This is a genomic window from Pedobacter jamesrossensis (assembly GCF_042650905.1).
Classification (GTDB): Bacteria; Bacteroidota; Bacteroidia; order Sphingobacteriales; family Sphingobacteriaceae; genus Pedobacter; species Pedobacter jamesrossensis.
The window spans coordinates 82,862-104,258 of record NZ_JBHSBY010000034.1; the positions used below are offsets into that span (position 1 = coordinate 82,862).

The following is a 21,397-nucleotide window of genomic DNA, read 5'->3' on the forward strand; positions in this document are numbered from 1 at the left end:
TTGGCATCCAAACAGATAACACAGAACAGGAAGTAGATATTTAGCTTCTTATTTTGTCTACTAACAAGCCAATCCATTCTTTTAGAAGTGTATCCCAACCTGAAAGCGCTGAAGCATTAGGTATAAAGTAATCTCCAAAACTATATTCAGTTTCACCTCTAAAGTCAGTAGGATAGAAGTCTATTTCTTTGCTTTTTTTATTGAAAATTAACTTTGCTCTGGGTATGTGCCAGGCACTTGTTATCACTAAAATGTGGGCAGTTGGATGATGTTTTTTAATAAGTGCTAAACTGAATTCTGCATTTTCTACCGTATTTCTACTTTTGTTTTCTATTAATATTGCAGAATCTGGAATATTAATCAATTTCAAGTAAGCAAGTGCTAAATCTGCTTCTTTTGCACTTGTGTCAACCAAGTTGGCACTTCCGCTACTTAACAGAATTTTACTTACAATGCCTTTTTTGTAAAGTGCAATTGCCTGGAATAGTCTATCGCTCGAATTGCCGAAAGAAATTTCATTATTGCGTTTATTTAATCCAGAAAAACCTCCCAAAACAATTGCAACGTCGTATTTTTTGTTTTTTGGTGGATAATCGGCTTGGTATGCATTAAACACTTTTCCGATTAAAAAACTGTTTGAAAAAAGTAACAGTAATATTATTCCTGCAAAAAAGAACAGTCTCCTAATTTTTTCTTTTTTAGCAAGGAGCGCTAAAATTAAAAATATGCAAATCCAAAAAAATGGTTTGATCAAGAAAACGATAATTTTTGAGAGAATGAAAAACATGGAAAGCAAATAATCTCAAAACTAATATTTAATATTTGCTTTCCAAGAAATTAACCCTGTCCTTCTTGAACTTGCCCGTTTTGATATGCATTTTCTAAAATATCTTTTACATCAGATTTTCTTTTTTTCTCTGTTTTATGTTTAAAATGTGGGATTTCATGCTCTACAATATCTTCCTCAATTGCTTCTACGCCAAATACTTTTTCTTTTAACAGGTTGTATTTATCCTGAAAGCCGTAACGTAGATTTTTTGCACCTCCTACAATTTTTCCACGGGTTCCAGCGCCACTTTCAGGTGCGAATAAAACGCTAATTACTGCGCCAGCGGCTAAGCCTGCTACTAAAGCAATGGCTATTTGTGCATTGTTATGTGATTTATGCTCTAAATATTTTCCGATTAACTTTCTGTATTTCATGATAATGTGTTTTTTAAAGGCAACAAATTTGAGGGTAGAATGTTTGATGTTTTTTTGGAAAGCACTTGGAGTAATATTATGAAAAGTTAATCCCGCTATAGCTTCTGCTCCGATGAAACCTGTGAAAAAACAAGATTGCTGATGCTTAAATCGCAGCATCTCGCTAAATCGGGTTTAGAATGCAAATTTTGTGCTGCAAACAATAGAATACAGCCCTAAAATCCAGTTATAAACCATTGTAAATACTTACTTTGGCGGATGATAGGAGCAAGCTAATCAAATGAAAAGCTGGCTTTAATTTTTAAACCTGATGGTAATGGCGTCCCCAATTTTTTCAATTGGGATATAATGGACAGCAGGACTACAGATGCGATGGAATACTGCGCATTGATTTTCAAAAAAAAAATGATAAAGAAATTGTAAGTTTTAGAGGTTAAACCTTAATATTTGAAAAAAATAAAAACATGGTAAAAGCAACGATAAATAAAGAGCACTATGCTTGTTCAGTAACAAATGGTTCTCATCAAGTTATAGTAGATGAGCCAGTAGAATTGGGTGGAACGCACAAAGGATTTGCACCCAAGGGTTTATTGATGGCCTCGCTTGCATCTTGCGTTGCGATAACTTTAAGAATGTATGTGGATAGAAAAGGCTGGACGGTTGATAAAATTGAAGTGGAAGTAAACATGGGTATTGAAAATGCGGAAAATATTTTCTTTGAGGAAATTACGTGCACGGGCGATTTAACCGAAGAACAGAAACTGAGATTGGAAGATATTGCCGCAAAATGTCCAGTGAGTAAAATTCTTACGGCAGGTAACGAAGTTCGCTCGAAAGTGTTGTAATTAAATGGTGTAAAACTCGTTTACTTATTCCTAAAAAGCTTTAATATATTTGTAATGCTTCAGTGTTCTCTGAAGTGAAAAAATATTTATGGCTACTGAAATTAAATGCCCCAACTGTGCTCATGTTTTTCCGATGGAAGAAGCCATGGCCGAAGATTATAAGAAAGAGCTGCGAGAGAAGATGGTTACTTTTACAAAGCAACGCGACAAGGAATTTCAGGAGAAAGTTGCTTTATTGGAAAACGAAAAGCAACTACAGCAAAAAGCTTTTGATGTAAAACTTGCAGAAGAAAAAAACAAGTTGAAAGGCGATTTGGAAGAAAACTTACGCAAGAGTATCGCGGCCGATTTCGAAACCAAATTGCAAATGCTTGAAGGGAATGCTAAGGATAATGAAGAAAAACTGAAGCTTGCCCGCGAAAAGGAGCTGGAGTTTTTGCGCCGAGAGCAAAGCTTAAAACTTAAAGAGGAAGAAATGGAATTGGCTTTCCAGCGGAAAATGCAAGAGCAGAGAAATGAGTTGGTAGAGCAAATACGTAAGCAGGAAGCCGAAAAAAATAGCATTAAAGATACAGAGCATCAGTTGCGGTTAAGAGAGCTGGAAAAACAACTTGACGACCAGAAAAAGTTGGCAGAAGAAATGAAACGCAAAGCAGAGCAAGGTAGTATGCAATTGCAGGGCGAAGTGCAAGAATTGATTTTAGAAGAATTATTGCGTAGTAATTTCCCTTTCGATTTAATTGAAGAAGTTGGTAAAGGCGTTCGTGGAGCAGATTGTGTTCAAGTAGTTCGTAACCAATTTGGGCAAGAGTGCGGTAAAATCATTTATGAGAGTAAACGAACAAAAGATTTTGGTGGCGATTGGATTGAAAAACTGAAAAAAGATATGCGCAGCATGGGCGTAGATGTTGCCGTAATTGTGAGCCAATGTTATCCGAAAGGAATGACAAGTTTCGGGCAGCGAGATGGTGTTTGGATTTGCTCATTCGAAGAAGTTAATGCAGTTGCTTATGTTTTACGTGATGGAATTTTGCGATTATCTACCGCAATGAAATCTCAAGAAAACCGAGGAGATAAAATGCATATGCTTTACGATTATTTAACCGGAGCTGAGTTTTCGGAGCAATGGAAAGCGATTCGTGAGGGTTTTATGAGTATGAAATTATCTATCCAGCGTGAGCGTGATGCAATGGAACGTTTGTGGAAAGCACGAGAAAAACAGTTGGAAAAAGTTTTGTTGAACGCGACACACATCCGTGGTTCGATTGAAGGTATTGCCGGAAGTGACAGTATTCAGTTAAGTTTAACGGATGACGACGATGATGCTTTGTTGTTGGATTAATTAATAAATTAACCTCAGATAAACAGGAGAGACACAGATAAAAATATTAAACAAAATCTGTGTTTATCTGTGAAAATCTGCGGTTCAAGATAAAATACAATTATCAAATAAATTATATACAGTGAATAGAAAACAAAACAACAAATCCCTTAACTACTCTAAATTATTAGCATTTATTTGCCTTTTAATATTTTCCGGGAACGTTTCCGGACAGGAATTAAAATCGCCAGATGCGAATTTGGTGGCAAACTTTTCTCTGGCTGATGGTGGTGTGCCAACTTACAGTTTGAAATACAAAGGAAAAGATGTAATTAAAACCAGTAAGCTTGGTTTGGAGCTTAAGGAAGGTAAATCTTTGATGAATGGTTTTGCCATTTCTGATAGTAAAACTTCAACATTTAGCGAAACCTGGAAACCGGTTTGGGGCGAAGTAAAAGAAATTCTGAATCATTATAACGAATTGGCTGTTACCTTAACTCAAAAGGAAACCAATCGTTTTATCATCATTCGCTTGCGTCTATTTAATGATGGTTTGGGTTTTAGATATGAATTCCCGGAGCAGAAAAACCTCGATTATTTCGTCATTAAGGAAGAAAAAACACAGTTTGCTTTAGCTGGCGACCATAAGGCTTTTTGGTTACCTGGCGATTATGATACGCAAGAATATAGTACGGTAACTTCAAACTTATCAGAAGTGCGTAGTAAAATGAAAGCTGCGGTAACCCCAAATGCATCGCAAACTACTTTCTCGCCAACAGGTCTGCAAACACCTTTAATGATGAAAAGTAAAGACGGCTTATACATCAACATTCACGAGGCGGCGCTAATCAACTACTCATTAATGTCGCTAAATCTTGATGATAAAAATATGGTTTTAGAATCTTGGTTAACTCCAGACGCAGTAGGTGACAAAGGCTATATGCAAGCGCCTTGTTTATCGCCATGGAGAACCATTATTGTAAGCGATAAGGCGGGCGATATTTTGACTTCAAAATTAACGTATAACCTTAATGAGCCAACAAAATTTAAAGATGTATCGTGGATTAAACCTACTAAATATGTTGGTGTTTGGTGGGAAATGATTACAGGAAAGAGCACATGGGCTTATAACGATTTAACCAGCGTACAACTAGGTATAACTGATTATTCTAAAACTAAACCTAACGGAAAACACGCTGCAAATACAGCTCACGTTAAGGAATATATCGATTTTGCTGCTAAAAATGGTTTAGATGCCGTTTTAGTTGAAGGCTGGAACGAAGGTTGGGAAGATTGGTTTGGTAAAACAAAAGATTATGTTTTTGATTTTGTAACGCCTTACCCGGATTTTGATGTGCAGGAATTACATCGCTATGCGGCAAGTAAAAACATTAAAATGATTATGCACCATGAAACTTCTTCTTCGGTTCGTAATTATGAAAGGCATTTAGATACCGCTTACAAATTTATGAAAGCTAATGGTTACGATGCGGTAAAAAGTGGTTATGTGGGTAATATGATTCCTCGTGGCGAGCATCACTACGGACAATGGTTAAACAATCATTACTTATATGCAATTCAAAAAGCGGCTGAGTATAAAATTATGGTTAATGCACATGAGGCTGTTCGCCCAACTGGTTTGGCTCGTACTTATCCAAATTTAATTGGTAACGAATCTGCCCGTGGAACCGAGTATGAGGCTTTCGGTGGTAACAATGCCGATCATACTACCATTTTACCTTTCACCCGTTTGATTGGAGGTCCGATGGATTATACACCCGGTATTTTTGAAACTAGAGTGAGTGTATACAATCCGGAGAACAATTCTTTTGTGCACAGTACTTTGGCTCGCCAATTGGCGCTCTATGTTACAATGTATAGTCCATTGCAAATGGCAGCAGACTTACCAGAAACTTACAATAAGTACATGGATGCTTTCCAGTTTATTAAAGATGTGGCGGTTGATTGGGATGATACCAAAGTTTTAGAAGCAGAACCAGGCGACTACATCACATTTGCCCGTAAAGCTAAAGGAAAAGATAATTGGTTTGTTGGTCGAACCAATGATGAAGTTGCCCGTACTTCGAAAATCGATTTCAGTTTTCTAGATTCAGGTAAAAAATATACGGCAACTATTTATGCTGATGCAAAAGATGCGAATTATGAAACCAATCCTAAAGCGTATACGATTCGCAAAATGGAGGTAACAAGTAAAACGAAATTAACGCAGTATTGTGCACCTGGTGGGGGCTATGCGATAAGTATAATGGCAAAATAATTTTTTGTGGTTTACCGCAAAGACCACCAAGTTTTCGCGGATTTTTTACCACTGGGATACAAATAACACAAAGTTGAAAAATGAAGTCGTAGCGTTTCGCTGCGACTTTTTTATTTAAAAATTTTAGCTTTTCTTTCTTTGCGTTTTCACTTTTTGTACTTTGCGGTTGAATAAACAACATAAATCAAGCAAAAAATGGCCAGAACTAAAAACCACATCGAACTTCAATTTTTAAGCGAGCCCTCTGATGTAAACTACGGTGGAAAAGTACATGGAGGAATGATGATGAAATGGATTGATCAAGCTGCCTTTGCTTGTGCTTTACAATGGAGCGATTCTTATTGCGTAACGGTATATGTTGGTGGGATACGATTTTTCCATCCGGTTCATATCGGTCATTTGGTTAAGATGGAAGCCAGGATTATTTACACAGGTAAAACCAGTATGCATATTGCTGTAGATGCTTATTCGAAACCTGTTGGTAAATCAGATTTTGTGAAAAACACACATTGTATAATTGTTTTCGTTGCTGTTGACGAAAATGGACAACCAAAATCGGTGCCTGCTTTTAAGCCTAAAACAGACAGGGAAATTGCCATGCATGGCTACGCAATAAAATTAATGGAGTTACGAAAAAGCATTGATAAAGAAATGGAACCTTACATTGTTTAAGATTGGATAGATGTTTACTTCATCGATTTTTATACTGGATTTGTCTAGAAAATCAGAATTAAATTAGGGTGTTTTTACGGTATGATTTGATATGAAGTTGATTTATTTTTGTTATAAATCAAAATTATAATGGAAAATCAAAACCGTATTAGTTCATTGCAAAACCTTGTGATGAAAGCCGAAATGATTAAAATTTATAATCCCAAAAATATTGAGGACATCTTAAATGCTTTAAAGGAATTGCCAGAATTACAGACGTCAAAAACAAAAGAACTTTTAAAATATTCAGTGACAGAAAAGAATTGGATAAATTTAAAGTATAACCTTATTGACGAAATGGTAAAAAAAATTGGCGATATCTATTACGCTTAAATCTGATTTTTTACAGTATACAATGGTTTAAAGGAAAATATACTTTTTACCTCCCGTGGTTTATGGTTAAAGCTTAACCAACAATTGGCAGTGTAAAACAAAATTTACTACCCTCACCAATTGCGCTAACTACCCAGATTTTCCCATCTTCGGCCTCTATAAAGTCTTTCGAGATAGCTAAGCCTAAACCCGAACCCGATTTGTTTTGGCCATCAGTAGGAACTTGAAAATACCTTTCAAATAATCGTTTCTGATACTTTTCATCAATTCCTTTTCCATAATCCTGAACAGAAAATTGAATGAACTTATCTTTTTGGAAAACATCAATAACTACTTTTGATTTTTCTGCACTATAACGTAATGCATTGGATAGAAAATTAACCATAACCCAAGCCGTTTTCTGAATATCAGCATTTACATTTGGTAGATTTCTGTCGCAATTTAATTCCAGATTAATTGATTTCTGTTCTGCCTGAAACTTAACAGCATCTATAGCATAATTCACGATATCTTCCGGTTTCGTAATGGCAAAAGTGAGTTTTAAATTGCCCGTTTCTACTTGCGATAGGTCTAAAAGCTCGCTGGTTATTTTTAATAATCTGTCGCTATCTTCCTTTATATGTGTTAGTAACTGGCTTTGTTCCTCATTCATGGAGCCAACACGCTCATCATTTAAGAGTTTTAAGCTCATTTTTATAGACGAAAGAGGTGTCTTTAACTCATGAGAAACGGTAGCAATGAAGTTCGTTTTTGCCTCATCTAATTCCTTAAACTGGGTAATGTTTTTCAACACATAAACACTTCCTGCAGATTTTGATGAAGAGGTAAGCGCTTTTTCTTCCTGCTCTTCATAATTGGGAATGATAATTTCACGATTTTCTAACAAGAAGTATGATTCCTTTTCATCAGCAAAAATCTTAAGCGTTTTATCTTCAGTTTCAGGTTTGATAATCCTTTTCAAAAGCTCATTCTTTTTTATCAATTCAGTTGCATTCTGACCGATAATTTTTTCTTCGTCCAAATTCATCAGCCTGGCTGCCAAATGATTTAAAAAGAGCACTTCGCCTTTCTCATTTAAGCCAATAATAGCATCCTGCATCTGTGCAATGATGGCCTCGATACGCGATTTTTCTGATTTTATTTTAGAAAGATTACTATTTTCCCATTCGTTTAGTTTAGCCACCATGCCGTTAAAAGAATCTGCGAGTTCTGTAAATTCATCATCGTTTGTGAAATTAAGTCGCTGTTTGTAGTTTTTTCTACTGATTTGTTTAATGGCGGCGCTAAATTCAGCTAATGGATTAGCTACAAAACCTGGGAAATTAACAATGAAAGTGAATAGAATTAAAAAGCTTAACACGGCAGCAATAGAAATGTATAAATTTGCCCTGGCCGATGCCGCACTTGCTAGTTCATTTTTATCGTATATGGCTTTCATGTTTAATTCTTCTATATGTTGAAGAGCTGAACGAAGATTTTTTAATCCATTTTCTTTAATGGAATTTGTAGATGAGTTTTGCAACGTCCGGTACGCCAAGTTTAGGTTTTGATAAGCTGATTTTTCGCCGTTTTCAGTAATATTTTCCCCTTCGTTCTTTAAGTTTTGCTCAAAAATTTGTGCCTTATTATTTTCCAATGGAAAAGTGTTTTCATCAACTAGGTTTCGCATCGAGGCTACATATTTCAGTGATTTGTAATTATCTTTTAGGATAACTTTCGATTTATCAGAAAGCTCATTCAAGAAGAATAGAGCAATCAATCCAAAGGACAAAACGATTATAAAGAGAAACCCGAATCCCAGGCGGAGCTTGGTTTTTATTTTCATGACTTTTGATTTAATTACCACCTAAGACACCTAAGATCATCTTCGATTTTGTATCGGCGTTTTTACGTGTTTTAGGAGATGAAATATTTTAATATAGTATCGTCAGTTTTATTTTTTGCTATTTACAACATCTCAGCTAGCTTAACTTAGATGTTCTCAGGCCCTTAAATGGTTGAAATTTTAAGATAGTATAACCAAATCTATTTCCTGACTGGCTAAATTACGCAACAGTTGGTTAAAAATTGCCGTTCGCATAATAACCTGAAAAATATTTAAATGTGGTTTGCCTATACAAATCGTAGTTATTTCTTTTTCAGTCGCCATAGTAATAATCGTTTGAGTAACCTGATTGCTTTTGATTTTAACCACTTCTGCGCCTAATTCGGTAGCCAGTTTAAAATGATTGATTAAATACCGCTGCTTATCCAGTTTAATTTTATCGAAACTTTCAGCATCGCTTTGCACATATAAAACAACCCATGGCGAGCGGTAATAGGAGGCTAACCTTGCAGTTTTTCTAATTACTACGCCTGCAGTTTCGGCGTTGGATGAAATGCAAGCAAGAAACCTTTCTGGACGTAATTTAATTGATTTGGGTATTTCGGTTTGAATTTTTCTTTCCACCTGATGCACCACTTCTTTTAATGCCAATTCTCTTAACTGTAGAATTTTATCGGCTTGGAAAAAGTTTTCTAAAGCCCGCTCGATTTTACTTTTATCATATATTTTTCCTTCTTTTAATCGAGTAACCAATTCATCAGCCGTTAAATCGATATTTACAATTTCATCAGCAATCTCTAATATTTTATCAGGAATTCGTTCGGTAACATTAATGCCTGTAATGTGCTCAATTTCTTCATTTATACTTTCTAAATGCTGAATGTTTACAGCAGAGATTACACTAATTCCGGCCTCTAAAAGGTCAAAAACATCTTGCCAACGTTTTGCATTCTTACTTCCTTCGGCATTGGTGTGTGCCAGTTCATCAACTACAACAATTTCCGGATGACGATTTAGAATACCCTGCAAATCCATTTCATCAATTTCCTTCCCCCTGTAAAAAATGTTTTTTCGTGGGATTAGGGGTAAACCAGCGACTAAAGCCTCCGTTTCGACTCTTTTATGCGTTTCCACATACCCAATACAAATATCAATTCCGCTGCGCAAAAGTGCATGAGATTCTTGCAGCATCCGGTAGGTTTTGCCTACTCCAGCGCTCATCCCAATATAGATTTTGAGCTTTCCTCTTCTTGATTTTTTGATCAGTTCGAGAAATTTTTTAACAGAATCGTCTTTTTGTTGCATGGTGTATATTTCAATTTACCACGGAAACACGGATTTACACGGAATAAATCTTCTGTAAATTTTGTGTTTCCGTGGTAGCATTTTTTTAAAAAGCTACCGCTATACTTGCCGTAACTGTTGCATTTGCATTTACCGGAATTCCTTCGCGGTTAAAAATTTTGTCTTTACTATCATAAGCTTTTCCTTCTAAACGGATAACTGCATTTTGAATGGGAGAATAATCTAGATTTAAAGAATAGCCTTTTGTTTTAAAGCCATTTGGTGTTCCAGTTGAAATGAAAACACCGTTTTTGTCTTCGTAATACTCAAATCTTCCTGCAACGGCCCATTTAGGTGCAAACTTATATTGCGCAATAGCGACAGGCGATAAAATTTCATTTTTATCGTTATTTCCTTTAACTTTTTGTTGTGTTCCGTAGTCGAAACCAAGTGTTAATCCAAACTTATCAGTTAACTGAAAAATCCCGTAAACGTTGTGGTAAAAACGATTTGTACGAATAGAATCTACGCCTTCAGTACCTAAATAGTTACTATAATTTACGGTGATTTTATCGGTTGGTTTCCAGGTTAATTGTAACCCTCCGGCAGGTTTATTATTTCCATCTACACGGGTAATTCTTTGCCATCCATTTAAGTAGAGTAGAGTCGCGGTTAATTTTCCATCTTTTGTGCCGTAAGTTATTTTTGCTCCAGATTCGTAATAGGGCGTATTTTCTGAAGAAATATTCCGTGTTAATACCCAACAATCTTTAGAAATTGCACTTTCGAAACCAATATGAGATGAAAATACACCAGCATCAATCCAAAGATTTTCTGATTTTGATAATTTAACGCCGGCATTAGCCTCGAAAATATTTTTCAAAACACCAGGCTCTGCTGATAAATTAGCATTGGCATAAGTTCCGGCCATTACTGCAACGTTTGCTCTGATAGCGCCATCATCATAAGCCGCTTTAATGAATGCTAAATTTAAGTTTACCTCATTGGTGCGGTTATGCGAATAGATAAAAGCTGGGCGATTATGGTCGGCTGGTTTGTTAAAATCGTAGCCGTAATAAGTTTCAAGATATCCAGAGAATTTAACTTTAGGTGCGTCTTGAGCAAAAGCGCTTAAGGTTGTTATTGTTGTAATAAAAGTGATTAGTTTTTTCATTTTTTTAAAGGATGATAAGACAGATGATATGATTTTACAGATTTTTAAAGCGGTTAGTAGTTCATCGTCATTTCGACCGTAGTGGAGAAATCTTTTCAAGATAAAACGCAACTTTCAAAGATTTCTCCATTTCGCTATGCTCCAGTCGAAACGAAGCGGCTAAAAACTAACAATTGATTACAAACTATCCAACGCCATATTTAATTTCAATACATTAACCGATGATGGACCGAATAAACCCAATAGTGGTTTAAGCGTATTTATCGCCACTAACTGTTTAACCTTTTGTTCGCTTATTTTACGGGCTTTTGCCACTCTTGCAACTTGTATTGCGGCGCCTTGTTCAGAAATATTTGGGTCTAAACCACTTCCCGATGCGGTAACCATATCAGCTGGAATATTTGATTTCTTTAAACCTGGATTATATTTTAAAAGCGTATCAATTCTCGATTGAACTTCTTTTAAATAGTCAGGATTTGATGGGCCCTTATTTGAACCCGCAGATCCTGCTGCATTGTAGTTAACTGCTGATGGTCTGCCAGAGAAATATTCTGGTTTGGTAAACGATTGACCTAATAAAGCATAGCCAACTGTTTTTCCATTTTTTGTGATTTTTTCACCACCACCATTTCCTTTAGAAAGTTTGCCTGCAACGGCAATGCTGATGGGATAAATGATGCATAATAATACGATTAAAACTAAGGTTAAGCGTATAGATTGTATGATGTACTTTTTCATTTTTTTATTGTTTTGGTAAAAGAAAATAGATAATGGGAAATTGGCCACATGCCTAATTAACCGATAGATCTATTTCCTAGCTCCCTATTTTCACTTATTATTTTATCTATTTACTATCTTCTGTTTATACAAAAAGTCCCACAACCAAATCAATTAATTTGATACCGATAAATGGAGCGACAACACCACCAATTCCGTAAATAAATAAGTTCCTGCGCAACAATGCAGTTGCTCCGATAGGTTTGTATGCCACCCCTTTTAGTGCCAATGGAATTAAAATAGGAATGATAATCGCGTTAAAAATAACGGCCGACATAATTGCACTTTCTGGGGTATGCAAGCCCATGATATTCAGGCTTTGCAAAGCTGGGATTGAGGCAATAAACAACGCAGGTACGATAGCGAAATACTTAGCTACATCATTCGCTATTGAGAAAGTGGTTAACGTACCTCGGGTAATTAATAGTTGTTTTCCAATCTCTACAATCTCGATTAATTTAGTTGGATCATTATCCAAATCGACCATATTACCAGCCTCTTTAGCAGCTTGTGTTCCGCTGTTCATGGCCACGCCAACATCAGCTTGTGCCAGCGCAGGCGCATCATTTGTGCCATCGCCCATCATAGCAACTAGTTTTCCTAGAGCTTGTTCATCTTTAATGTAATTCATTTTATCCTCAGGTTTTGCTTCTGCGATAAAATCATCTACTCCCGCTTTTTCTGCAATATATTTTGCCGTTAAAGGATTATCACCCGTTACCATTACCGTTTTTACACCCATTTTTCTCAAACGTTCGAAACGTTCGCTGATACCTGGTTTGATAATGTCTTGTAATTCTATAACGCCTAATGCTTTTTCGTTTTCCGAAACCACTAAAGGTGTTCCCCCGTTGGTAGCTATGGCTTTAACGTGGTCTTCAATATCCGATGGAAAAATATTTCCTGCTTTTTCGACAATATTTCTGATGGAATCAAAAGCACCTTTTCTAATTCTTCTACCTTCTTTGGTATCTAATCCGCTTGAACGAGTTTCAGCTGTAAACTTGATGAATGTAGAGCCTGCTGGAGTACCTGTGCTTTTAAAACCTTGCTCTGTTGCCAATTCAATAATTGATTTTCCCTCTGGGGTTTCGTCTGCTAGAGAACTCAATACACAAGCATCTGTAAAATCTTTAATAATTACACCAGAAGTAGGGTAAAAGTTAGTTGCCTTACGATTACCGATTGTGATTGTTCCGGTTTTGTCTAACAGTAATACATCGATATCCCCGGCAGTTTCTACTGCTTTACCAGATTTGGTAATTACGTTTGCTCTTAATGCACGATCCATACCGGCAATGCCAATGGCTGATAGTAAGCCCCCAATTGTTGTTGGAATTAAACAAACAAATAAAGAGATTAATGCAGCGATAGTAATTGGTGTATTTGCATAATCTGCGAAAGGCTTTAATGTTACACAAACGATGATAAATACTAAGGTGAAACTTGCTAAAAGAATAGTCAAAGCAATTTCGTTTGGCGTTTTCTGACGAGATGCGCCCTCCACTAAAGCAATCATTTTATCTAAAAAGCTTTCGCCAGGCGCTGTGCTTACTTGCACTTTTATCTCGTCTGATAAAACTTTTGTTCCACCAGTAACCGATGATTTATCGCCACCAGACTCACGGATTACTGGAGCAGATTCTCCTGTAATTGCTGATTCGTCGATGGTTGCAATTCCCTCTATAATTTCTCCATCTGTTGGGATGGTATCTCCGGTTTCGCATACAAAAATATCACCTTTTTTTAACTGATTGGATGAACGGATTTCGATTGTGCCATTATCTAGAAGTACTTTAGCAGGTGTTTCTTCCCTGGTTTTACGTAAGCTGTCTGCTTGCGCTTTCCCTCTTGCCTCGGCAATCGCCTCTGCAAAATTGGCGAATAAAACAGTTAAAAGAAGTACTAAAAAGATAAAGAAATTGTAAAGTGGAGAACCTTGTCCGTTATGGTTGAAAGAGTAAACGGTAACGTAAGCCATTACCAGCGTTCCGATTTCAACAGTAAACATAACCGGGTTGCGAACCATTACCCGAGGGTCTAACTTGATGAAAGATTGTTTTAATGCAGTTTGCACTAAAGCAGGTTCGAACAATTTATTATTGGGTTTCATTTTTTATATTTTAAAATGTAGAATTTAAAATGTAAGATGTTTGATGTACATGGTTTTTTCCAATATCCATCTTACCTGTTACATCAATTTTGTAAAGTATTCTGCCAACGGACCTAAGGCCAAAGCAGGGAAATATGAAAGTGCATTCAACACCACAATCACAGCGAAAGTCATCAGTGCAAAAGTTTTGGTATCGGTTCTAAGCGTTCCTGCAGATTCTGGAATGAACTTTTTATTGGCTAGTAAACCTGCAATAGCAACCGGACCAATAATCGGTAGGAAACGACCAAGAAAAATGATTACGCCTGTTAAAACATTCCAGAAAATATTATTGTCACCTAAGCCTTCAAAGCCAGAACCGTTGTTTGCGTTTGATGAAGTTACCTCGTATAGCATTTCAGAAAAGCCATGAAAACCCGGGTTATTTAACCAAGCTTTCGGCTGAACAGCCCAGCTCGCATCGCCATGGTTAACAAAAACGAAACTGGAAATTGCTGTTCCCGCTAAAATTAAAAACGGACTTAACAATGTGATGATTGCAGCTATTTTGATTTCTCTTGCCTCCACCTTATGACCTAAAAACTCCGGCGTTCTGCCAACCATCAATCCAGAAATGAATACTGCGATAATTAGGTAGATGAAGTAGTTTAACAAACCCACACCACAACCACCATAAAATGCATTAATCATCATGCCCAATAATTGCCATGTGCCAGACATTGGCATGGTGCTATCGTGCATACTATTTACAGAACCTGTAGAAATAATCGTTGTAACTGTACTCCAATATGCAGAAGCGGCAGGACCGAAGCGAACTTCTTTGCCTTCCATTGCGCCTGTGGTTTGAGAGATACCCATTTTAGCTAAAGCTGGGTTACCACCTAACTCTGAACTTAGCATTGGAATTAGCAATAAAAATAAGCCAATGGTCATTACGCCGAATATAGTCCAGCCTAATTTTCTTCTGCGGACGAAATAACCGAAAGCAATAACCATTGCTATAGGTATAATCACTTGAGAAATAACTTCAACCATGTTGGTAAAATAACTTGGGTTTTCGAATGGGTGGGCAGAATTCACACCGAAATACCCTCCGCCATTCGTTCCCAAGTGTTTTATAGCAATCATTTGTGCTGCTGGTCCACGAGAAACGTTTACGGTATCGCCCTGCATCGAAATGAATTGATCTCTACCTTCGTAACTTGCTGGTGTACCATTGAAAGTTAAAATCAAGGCCATTACAATTGATAATGGTAATAACAAACGGGTAATTGCTTTTACAAAAAACTCCCAGAAGTTACCTAATTGTGTTGCTGTTTTATCTCTGAAGGCTTTAAATAGCACAACTGCAGCAGCAATCCCTGTCGCCGCACTCACAAATTGAAGAAACATTAATACGAATTGCTGCGTTAAATAACTTACGCCAGTTTCGCCAGAATAATGCTGAAGATTACAGTTGGCTACAAAACTGATAACGGTGTTAAAAGCCAAGTCTGGTGTCATTCCCGGGTTACCATCCGGATTGAAAGGCAGTTTATCTTGAAATATTAATACAAAAAAACCATATACCAACCATAAAATATTGATGGTTAATAAGGCTTTTAATTGTTGTTTCCAGTTCATCTGTTCTTTAACGTTGATGCCTGAGAGTTTATAAATTCCGTTTTCGAGCGGTTTTAAAAAGTCTGTCCAGACTTTTTCCCCTGCAAAAACCTTTGCCAAATATTTTCCTAAAGGAATGGCTATGATTAAGGTAAGCAAGAATGTGGCAATGATGCCGGTTAATTCAGTGTTCATTTTTAATGTTTTTACAACGTAATTGTCATTGTGAGTTTATCGAAGAATTTGTTTCGACTATCTCAATATGACATCGACTTTAAAATTTTTCTGGTTTGATCAACACGTAAATCATATAGATAAATACGGCGACTGCGATGATGAATAGTGCTAACATTTTCTTTAGATTTTTTCGAACCAATCGATAGAAAGGTAAGTTGCCCAACAGAGCAGGATTAGAATTAGAAACAGGATAATTGTCATAACTTATTGATTTATGAAATGCCTATTGCCAACTCTTATGCCGTAGAAAACGAATTGTAGTTAAGTTGTTGGTTATTAGTGTTTTGTTTTGTTTTTGTGTGGTTTTTGAAATTTTGGGCATAAAAAAACCTTTCCATTTTGGAAAGGTTTTTATCGTTTTGAAAAGATTTTATAAAAACACAGAATTGCCGGCTTAAAATTTTTCTATAAAACATACCGTTCGCTTAGGCCAAGCTTTTGACCTAATAAAATACATTCTTTTCGCTTTAGTCTTTCAGCTTTTATCTTTCTGCTTTCAGCTCCTCTAAAACTTCCCTCTCTGATTTAATAATTCAAAATACTTATCCAAATTAACACCTAATGATTTTTCGAAAGATGCTTTAAAATCAGCGGGGCTTGGATGTTTGTTTTTCCATTCGCTAAAGTAAGCCTGAAATGCTTTGTCAAATTTCTCCTGACCGATTTGTGATTCTATAATATATAGCCACAATGCTGTTTTGGCATAAGAAATTATGCCATATTCTTCTGAGGTTTTAAAATCAGCCGCTGGTGTTTCAATTGCCGATTCCATTGGTACATTCGTTAATGCGCCATAAATACTTGCCAGGAATTTATCCGTTGGAAGCTCTTTTATCTTTGCCGGAATGGCATCGCCGAAAATAGAATTGGCCTTATACTTTTCAGCTTCGTATCTGAACTGATAAAAAGTATTAAATCCTTCATCCTGCCAGGTGTGCATTCTTTCATTACTTCCCAGCATACTCATAAACCAATTGTGTCCAACCTCATGGGTAATTACACCATCTAAAGTTTCTTTTTTCGCATCAGGGCTTGTAATTAAAGTAATGGTTGGATATTCCATGCCACCACTCGCATTATTTTTTGGCCCTTCGATAGCTTGAACAACAGGATATTCGTATTCTCCAACCCATTGACTGTATTTTTTAGTGGCATCTTTAATATAATCGATGCTGTTTACCCAAAGTGTATTTTTTTTATTGTGATAATAACTAAAAGCATCTACAACTTTACCAGACGCAAGCTTTACTGTATCATACTGGATAACTAAATCCTTATCTGCAAACCAGGCAAAATCTGGAACATTGCTAATTGAATAGCTTAGTTTTTTGGTTGCGGATTTCTCGATTGGTGTATAAATTGTGGGCTTATCACCACGGTTAGCATTGTTTTTTGCCCCTATGGTTTTGTAAGCGGCAAGTTCATTTGCATTCTGTAAAACACCTGTCGCACCAACCACATAGCTTGATGGTAAAGTAATGTTTACCTTGTAATCTGCATATTCACTATAAAATTCACCCATATCTAAATATGGAAACTCATGCCAGCCATCCTTATCAAAAACTGCTGGCTTTGGGTACCATTGTGTAACCATGAATTCTGTTTCAGCATAACCCGAACGAGAAAAATAACTTGGAAGTTTTACATTAAAATCTGTCGAAATCGTAATAGAATCGCCGGGCTTTAATGAATTTGGAAGTAAAACCTTAACGATATCGATATACTGAGGATTAGGATGCGCTTGAGTTTTTGCCGCTTTTCCATTTACTTTAAAACCCAATCCATCAATACTGCCATAAGCTACATCTTTGAGTTTTTCCTTGCGAGAAGTATCATTTCTAATTTGCTGAAATAAAGCAGTCGATTCGTTTTTGTAGGCATTTGGCCAAATATGAAACCAGATAAAATCAAGCGTAGACGGCGAATTATTCTTATAAACAATGTTTTCAGAACCTTTCAAAGATTTGTCTTTGTCGTTTAAAGTAACATCAATATTATAAGTTAAATGTTGTTGAAAATAATTTTGTTGTGCAAAAATCGATATTGAAATAAGGGAAAGTAAGATGGTTAGAAAGCTTTTCTGCATATTTATTTTTTTTCGAAAGATAATTTATTTATCAAAATGAATGTAAAGATAGAACGGTTTTTTTTAGATTAAATTTTTATGGTACTCGAGGAACCTTTCCAATGCCATTAAGCTACACCAAAGTTGGGTGTCATTCTGAGCCTGTCGAATAACCTTTTTAAAGTCAAAAACAAAAAATATTTGTCCTTCTACAAGCTCAGAATGACAATATTTTTTGTTTTCTCCCAAGTACGTTTATATTTTTCAGAATTCTTTAATTTGATATTCTTCAATTTTTCGGTAGAGTGTTGTCAATCCAATTCCTAATAATCGCGAAGTTTCCGCCTTGTTTCCTTTGGTATGAATGAGCACTTTTTGAATGTGTTGTTTTTCGATTTGCTGTAAATTGTAATCGTTTTCCATAGGTGTATATTCAAAGAACTCAGGAGGCAATGCCGATTTATTTAGTAGTTTTCCATCTGATAAAATAACCAGACGCTCAATTACATTTTTAAGCTCACGGATATTACCTTTCCAGCTATGCTCTGTTAAAATAGACAATGTTTCTTCATCCATTTTAAGTGCGGTCAGGTTTACTTTATCAGAAAATTCTTTCAGATAATGTTTTGCCAGAGCAGGAATATCGCCTTTTCTATCACGCAATGGAGGTAAAGTTATGCTAAAAACAGAAAGTCGATAATATAAATCAGAACGAAATCTACCTGATGCAGCGTCAGCTTTTAAATCTTTATTGGTTGCAGCCAAAATACGCACATTTACCTGCTGGGTATGCGTATCGCCGACTTTAATGAAACTCTGGTTTTCTAAAACCCTTAGCAATTTCGCCTGCAAATCAAGGTTCATTTCTCCAATTTCATCCAGAAATAACGTGCCGCCGTTAGCCTCTTCCAATAAGCCTTTTTTATCTTTATTCGCACCAGTAAAAGCGCCAGCCTTGTAGCCAAAAAGCTCACTTTCTAGCAGCTCAGGACTAAAGCCGCTGCAATTAAGCGCAACGAAAGGTTTTAATGCCCTTGGACTTTCATAATGAATAGATTGGGCGAAAACTTCTTTTCCAGTTCCAGTCTCGCCTAAAAGTAAAACTGTTGTATCGGTTTGGCTAACCCTTCGGGCTAAATCTATAGCTTCTTTTAAGGCTTTGGATTGGCCGATAATTGTGCTGAAACTGTGTTTTCCTGTAATCTTATGCTCTAAATCGAAAACTCTTTGCTGCAGGTTAGCTTTTTCCATTGCTTTGTAAATCAGCGGGATAATCTTGTCGTTGTCATCACCTTTAACAAGGTAATCGAAAGCACCATTTTTAATAGCTAAAACGCCATCAGCAATGGTTCCGTAAGCGGTAAGGTTAATAACTTCTACAAAGGGTTTAATTGATTTAATTTCTTTTACCAAGGCAACGCCGTTTACATCAGGCAATTTTACATCGCTGATAACAAGACTAACTTCATTGTTTTTTAGAAGTTTAATGCCCTCTTTTCCAGTATTGGCCTGTAAAGTTTTAAACCCTTCGAGTTCTATAATTCTGGAAAGTAAACTGCAAATCTTCTTTTCATCATCAATGATGAGCACAATCCCATTCATAGGTATAATTTATGGTGCAATATTAAGGATAAAAATTTCTAAAAAATAAAATGAAAATTTGCTTGGCTCGGACATATTAACATCTCAAAATGCTACATTTTATCAAAAAAATAAAAAGCTTGCCATAATGAAAATTAAGTTTCCATTATGGTAGTGTTTTTAAAACGCTGATGGTGATGAATATTTTTTTTTATCGGCTATTGATACTCTTAAACGCTATTTATAATAAAATCTACCGAAAGGCATTCCGTTTGAAGTCCGTTGATGAAATTTTATTAAAATGAATAATCAATTAATTTTTGTTCGCATCGCAACTGCAGAAGATGCGTGTTATGCCGATGAAATTGTAAAGGAAACGGAAAGTTCAGCGATTGCCAGGGGTTCAGGTATTTCAAAGCGAAGCATATCATCTGTAGTGGAAAAAATGACTACTGGTAAGGCGGTTATTGCGCTAACCTCTTTGGGTGAATGGGTTGGTTTTTCTTATTTCGAAACCTGGGAGAATGGTAATTTCGTCTCAAATTCTGGGCTTATTGTTGCGCCGAAATTTCGAAATTCGGGTGTTGCGAGGTGTATAAAAAACCGTGTTTTTCGAATGTCCCGCCGAATTTATCCAGAAGCAAAAATTTTCAGCATCACCTCTGGGGCTGCAATTATGAAAATGAATAGTGCCCTTGGTTTTGAGCCTGTAACTTTTGAAGAGATTACACATGATTTTAATTTCTGGGAAGGTTGCAAAAGCTGTGTCAATTACGATATTCTTAAGCAAAAGAAAAATTGTAATTGTTTATGTACCGCCATGCTCTATACTCCAGAAAAAAATGCCGGGCAGGCAATTCAAGTTCTTCAACCCAAAGAAGAATTAAATACAGATACCATTTTACAAACCATTAACTAAAAAAACATGAATACCATTACCGAAAGGAAAATTTCTAATCATCCAGATTTAAATCAATTGTATAATGAAGCCATATCACTTTTGCGAAAACTGATTGCCATTCCATCTTTTAGTGGTTCAGAACAAGAAACAGCGGCAGAAATAGAAAATTTCTTTATCAAGCATCAAATTAGTACCATTCGCAAATACAATAATGTATGGTGTTACAATAAGTTTTATAATCCAGAAAAGCCAACGATATTACTTAATTCCCATCACGATACGGTTCGACCGAATGGGCAATACACGCTCAATCAATTTAATCCGATTATGGAAAATGAAAAGATTTACGGATTAGGAAGTAATGATGCAGGCGCATCTTTGGTTTCTTTAATGGCTGTTTTTACCTATTTCTACGATACGGAAAACCTGCCATTTAACCTTTGTTTAGCCGCCACGGCAGAAGAAGAGAATTCGGGAGAGAATGGTATAAAAAGTATTCTTAATGATTTTAAACCTATCGCATTTGCAATTGTTGGTGAACCCACCGGAATGCACATGGCTATTGCAGAAATGGGCTCGATGGTAATCGATTGTATATCTAAAGGCCGCTCCGGTCATGCCGCCAGAGCAGAAGGAGATAATGCCATTTATAAGGCAATAAAAGATATTGAGTGGTTTTCGCAGCATAAATTCCCGATAGAAGATAACTTGCCAGTACCTGTAAAAATGACCGTTACGCAAATTAATGCAGGCTTGCAGCATAATATTATACCTGGCGAGTGTAGTTTTACGGTAGATATTAGATTCGATCATAATTATACGCCGAGGGAAATTCTAAATGTAATTATCAATCATACCATGTGTACCTTTAATGTACGGCCAAATATTTTGAGTCCGTCAAACATCGATTTACTGCATCCACTTGTTGTAAATGGTTTAAATTTGGGTCGTAAAACGTATCTTTCTCCAACAAGTTCAGATCAGGGATGGCTTGATATGCCATCTGTAAAAATGGGGCCTGGTGATTCTGCCCGCTCGCATACGGCTGATGAATTCATTTTGATTGATGAGATTGAGGAAGGAATTACGATTTACATTCGTTTACTTGAATCTATTTTTGAGAAAACAACATAAGTACTTTGTACCT

General features: G+C 36.3%; 18 protein-coding genes. 7 read left to right on the forward strand and 11 right to left on the reverse strand.

Features of this window, described 5'->3' with window-relative positions:
- Positions 1-40 precede the first annotated feature (40 nt).
- Entirely contained in the window at positions 41-616 is a 576-nt protein-coding gene (locus tag ACFOUY_RS07115; protein WP_378959795.1) for a YdcF family protein, read from the reverse strand.
- Positions 617-837: 221 nt separating this feature from the next.
- Positions 838-1,362, reverse strand: coding sequence for a YtxH domain-containing protein (locus ACFOUY_RS07120; protein ID WP_378959797.1), 525 nt, complete (start codon positions 1,360-1,362; stop codon positions 838-840).
- A gap of 305 nt (positions 1,363-1,667) precedes the next feature.
- Here ACFOUY_RS07120 and ACFOUY_RS07125 point away from each other — a divergent pair, with 305 nt between their 5' ends.
- The 5 genes from ACFOUY_RS07125 to ACFOUY_RS07145 all read left to right on the forward strand — a co-directional run bounded on the left by ACFOUY_RS07125 (position 1,668) and on the right by ACFOUY_RS07145 (position 6,691).
- Positions 1,668-2,048, forward strand: coding sequence for an OsmC family protein (locus ACFOUY_RS07125; protein WP_378959798.1), 381 nt, complete (start codon positions 1,668-1,670; stop codon positions 2,046-2,048).
- An 88-nt stretch (positions 2,049-2,136) separates the two neighbouring features.
- Positions 2,137-3,390 carry a DUF2130 domain-containing protein gene (locus ACFOUY_RS07130; protein WP_378959799.1) on the forward strand — a complete coding sequence of 418 codons (1,254 nt, stop codon included), beginning with the start codon at positions 2,137-2,139 and terminating at the stop codon, positions 3,388-3,390.
- A 121-nt stretch (positions 3,391-3,511) separates the two neighbouring features.
- Positions 3,512-5,647, forward strand: coding sequence for a glycoside hydrolase family 97 protein (locus tag ACFOUY_RS07135; protein ID WP_378959800.1), 2,136 nt, complete (start codon positions 3,512-3,514; stop codon positions 5,645-5,647).
- Between the two features lie 195 nt (positions 5,648-5,842).
- Positions 5,843-6,319: an acyl-CoA thioesterase gene (locus tag ACFOUY_RS07140; RefSeq protein ID WP_378959801.1), complete on the forward strand. Its 477-nt coding sequence runs from the start codon at positions 5,843-5,845 to the stop codon at positions 6,317-6,319.
- 129 nt (positions 6,320-6,448) lie between these two features.
- Complete coding sequence (locus ACFOUY_RS07145; protein ID WP_378959802.1) at positions 6,449-6,691, forward strand: hypothetical protein; 243 nt, start codon at positions 6,449-6,451, stop codon at positions 6,689-6,691.
- A 73-nt stretch (positions 6,692-6,764) separates the two neighbouring features.
- Here ACFOUY_RS07145 and ACFOUY_RS07150 read toward each other — a convergent pair whose 3' ends face one another.
- From ACFOUY_RS07150 to ACFOUY_RS07190, 9 genes are all read right to left on the reverse strand, one after another.
- The gene (locus ACFOUY_RS07150) at positions 6,765-8,516 is read right to left on the reverse strand and encodes a HAMP domain-containing sensor histidine kinase (RefSeq protein WP_378959803.1); all 1,752 of its coding nucleotides are present in this window, start codon (positions 8,514-8,516) and stop codon (positions 6,765-6,767) included.
- A gap of 180 nt (positions 8,517-8,696) precedes the next feature.
- A complete protein-coding gene (locus ACFOUY_RS07155) occupies positions 8,697-9,821 on the reverse strand; it encodes a sensor protein KdpD (protein WP_378959804.1) in 1,125 nt (374 codons plus the stop codon).
- A gap of 85 nt (positions 9,822-9,906) precedes the next feature.
- On the reverse strand, positions 9,907-10,974 hold the full coding sequence (locus ACFOUY_RS07160) for a porin (protein WP_378959805.1): 1,068 nt from the start codon (positions 10,972-10,974) through the stop codon (positions 9,907-9,909).
- Between the two features lie 177 nt (positions 10,975-11,151).
- Entirely contained in the window at positions 11,152-11,712 is a 561-nt protein-coding gene (locus ACFOUY_RS07165) for a K(+)-transporting ATPase subunit C (RefSeq protein WP_378959806.1), read from the reverse strand.
- A gap of 124 nt (positions 11,713-11,836) precedes the next feature.
- Positions 11,837-13,864: a potassium-transporting ATPase subunit KdpB gene (kdpB, locus tag ACFOUY_RS07170; RefSeq protein ID WP_378959807.1), complete on the reverse strand. Its 2,028-nt coding sequence runs from the start codon at positions 13,862-13,864 to the stop codon at positions 11,837-11,839.
- Between the two features lie 78 nt (positions 13,865-13,942).
- Positions 13,943-15,661: a potassium-transporting ATPase subunit KdpA gene (gene kdpA, locus ACFOUY_RS07175; protein WP_378959808.1), complete on the reverse strand. Its 1,719-nt coding sequence runs from the start codon at positions 15,659-15,661 to the stop codon at positions 13,943-13,945.
- A gap of 79 nt (positions 15,662-15,740) precedes the next feature.
- Entirely contained in the window at positions 15,741-15,818 is a 78-nt protein-coding gene (gene kdpF, locus ACFOUY_RS07180; protein ID WP_378959883.1) for a K(+)-transporting ATPase subunit F, read from the reverse strand.
- 390 nt (positions 15,819-16,208) lie between these two features.
- Positions 16,209-17,789 (reverse strand): M1 family metallopeptidase, encoded by a 1,581-nt coding sequence (locus ACFOUY_RS07185; protein WP_378959809.1) that lies wholly within the window; start codon positions 17,787-17,789, stop codon positions 16,209-16,211.
- Positions 17,790-18,032: 243 nt separating this feature from the next.
- Positions 18,033-19,370, reverse strand: coding sequence for a sigma-54-dependent transcriptional regulator (locus tag ACFOUY_RS07190; protein ID WP_378959810.1), 1,338 nt, complete (start codon positions 19,368-19,370; stop codon positions 18,033-18,035).
- A 280-nt stretch (positions 19,371-19,650) separates the two neighbouring features.
- On the opposite strand from ACFOUY_RS07190, the gene ACFOUY_RS07195 reads away from it, so the two are divergent.
- Positions 19,651-20,268 (forward strand): N-acetyltransferase, encoded by a 618-nt coding sequence (locus ACFOUY_RS07195; protein ID WP_378959811.1) that lies wholly within the window; start codon positions 19,651-19,653, stop codon positions 20,266-20,268.
- 6 nt (positions 20,269-20,274) lie between these two features.
- Positions 20,275-21,384 carry a M20/M25/M40 family metallo-hydrolase gene (locus ACFOUY_RS07200; protein ID WP_378959812.1) on the forward strand — a complete coding sequence of 370 codons (1,110 nt, stop codon included), beginning with the start codon at positions 20,275-20,277 and terminating at the stop codon, positions 21,382-21,384.
- Positions 21,385-21,397: the final 13 nt, after the last annotated feature.

Bases quoted from the DNA above. Each gene is read 5' to 3' on its own strand.
- ACFOUY_RS07120 (WP_378959797.1), bottom strand. From the start codon at position 1,362: ATGCTGCGATTTAAGCATCAGCAATCTTGTTTTTTCACAGGTTTCATC.
- ACFOUY_RS07125 (WP_378959798.1), top strand. From the start codon at position 1,668: ATGGTAAAAGCAACGATAAATAAAGAGCACTATGCTTGTTCAGTAACA.
- ACFOUY_RS07130 (WP_378959799.1), top strand. From the start codon at position 2,137: ATGGCTACTGAAATTAAATGCCCCAACTGTGCTCATGTTTTTCCGATG.
- ACFOUY_RS07140 (WP_378959801.1), top strand. From the start codon at position 5,843: ATGGCCAGAACTAAAAACCACATCGAACTTCAATTTTTAAGCGAGCCC.
- ACFOUY_RS07145 (WP_378959802.1), top strand. From the start codon at position 6,449: ATGGAAAATCAAAACCGTATTAGTTCATTGCAAAACCTTGTGATGAAA.
- ACFOUY_RS07150 (WP_378959803.1), bottom strand. From the start codon at position 8,516: ATGAAAATAAAAACCAAGCTCCGCCTGGGATTCGGGTTTCTCTTTATA.
- ACFOUY_RS07155 (WP_378959804.1), bottom strand. From the start codon at position 9,821: ATGCAACAAAAAGACGATTCTGTTAAAAAATTTCTCGAACTGATCAAA.
- ACFOUY_RS07160 (WP_378959805.1), bottom strand. From the start codon at position 10,974: ATGAAAAAACTAATCACTTTTATTACAACAATAACAACCTTAAGCGCT.
- ACFOUY_RS07165 (WP_378959806.1), bottom strand. From the start codon at position 11,712: ATGAAAAAGTACATCATACAATCTATACGCTTAACCTTAGTTTTAATC.
- kdpB (WP_378959807.1), bottom strand. From the start codon at position 13,864: ATGAAACCCAATAATAAATTGTTCGAACCTGCTTTAGTGCAAACTGCA.
- kdpA (WP_378959808.1), bottom strand. From the start codon at position 15,661: ATGAACACTGAATTAACCGGCATCATTGCCACATTCTTGCTTACCTTA.
- kdpF (WP_378959883.1), bottom strand. From the start codon at position 15,818: ATGTTAGCACTATTCATCATCGCAGTCGCCGTATTTATCTATATGATT.
- ACFOUY_RS07185 (WP_378959809.1), bottom strand. From the start codon at position 17,789: ATGCAGAAAAGCTTTCTAACCATCTTACTTTCCCTTATTTCAATATCG.
- ACFOUY_RS07190 (WP_378959810.1), bottom strand. From the start codon at position 19,370: ATGAATGGGATTGTGCTCATCATTGATGATGAAAAGAAGATTTGCAGT.
- ACFOUY_RS07195 (WP_378959811.1), top strand. From the start codon at position 19,651: ATGAATAATCAATTAATTTTTGTTCGCATCGCAACTGCAGAAGATGCG.
- ACFOUY_RS07200 (WP_378959812.1), top strand. From the start codon at position 20,275: ATGAATACCATTACCGAAAGGAAAATTTCTAATCATCCAGATTTAAAT.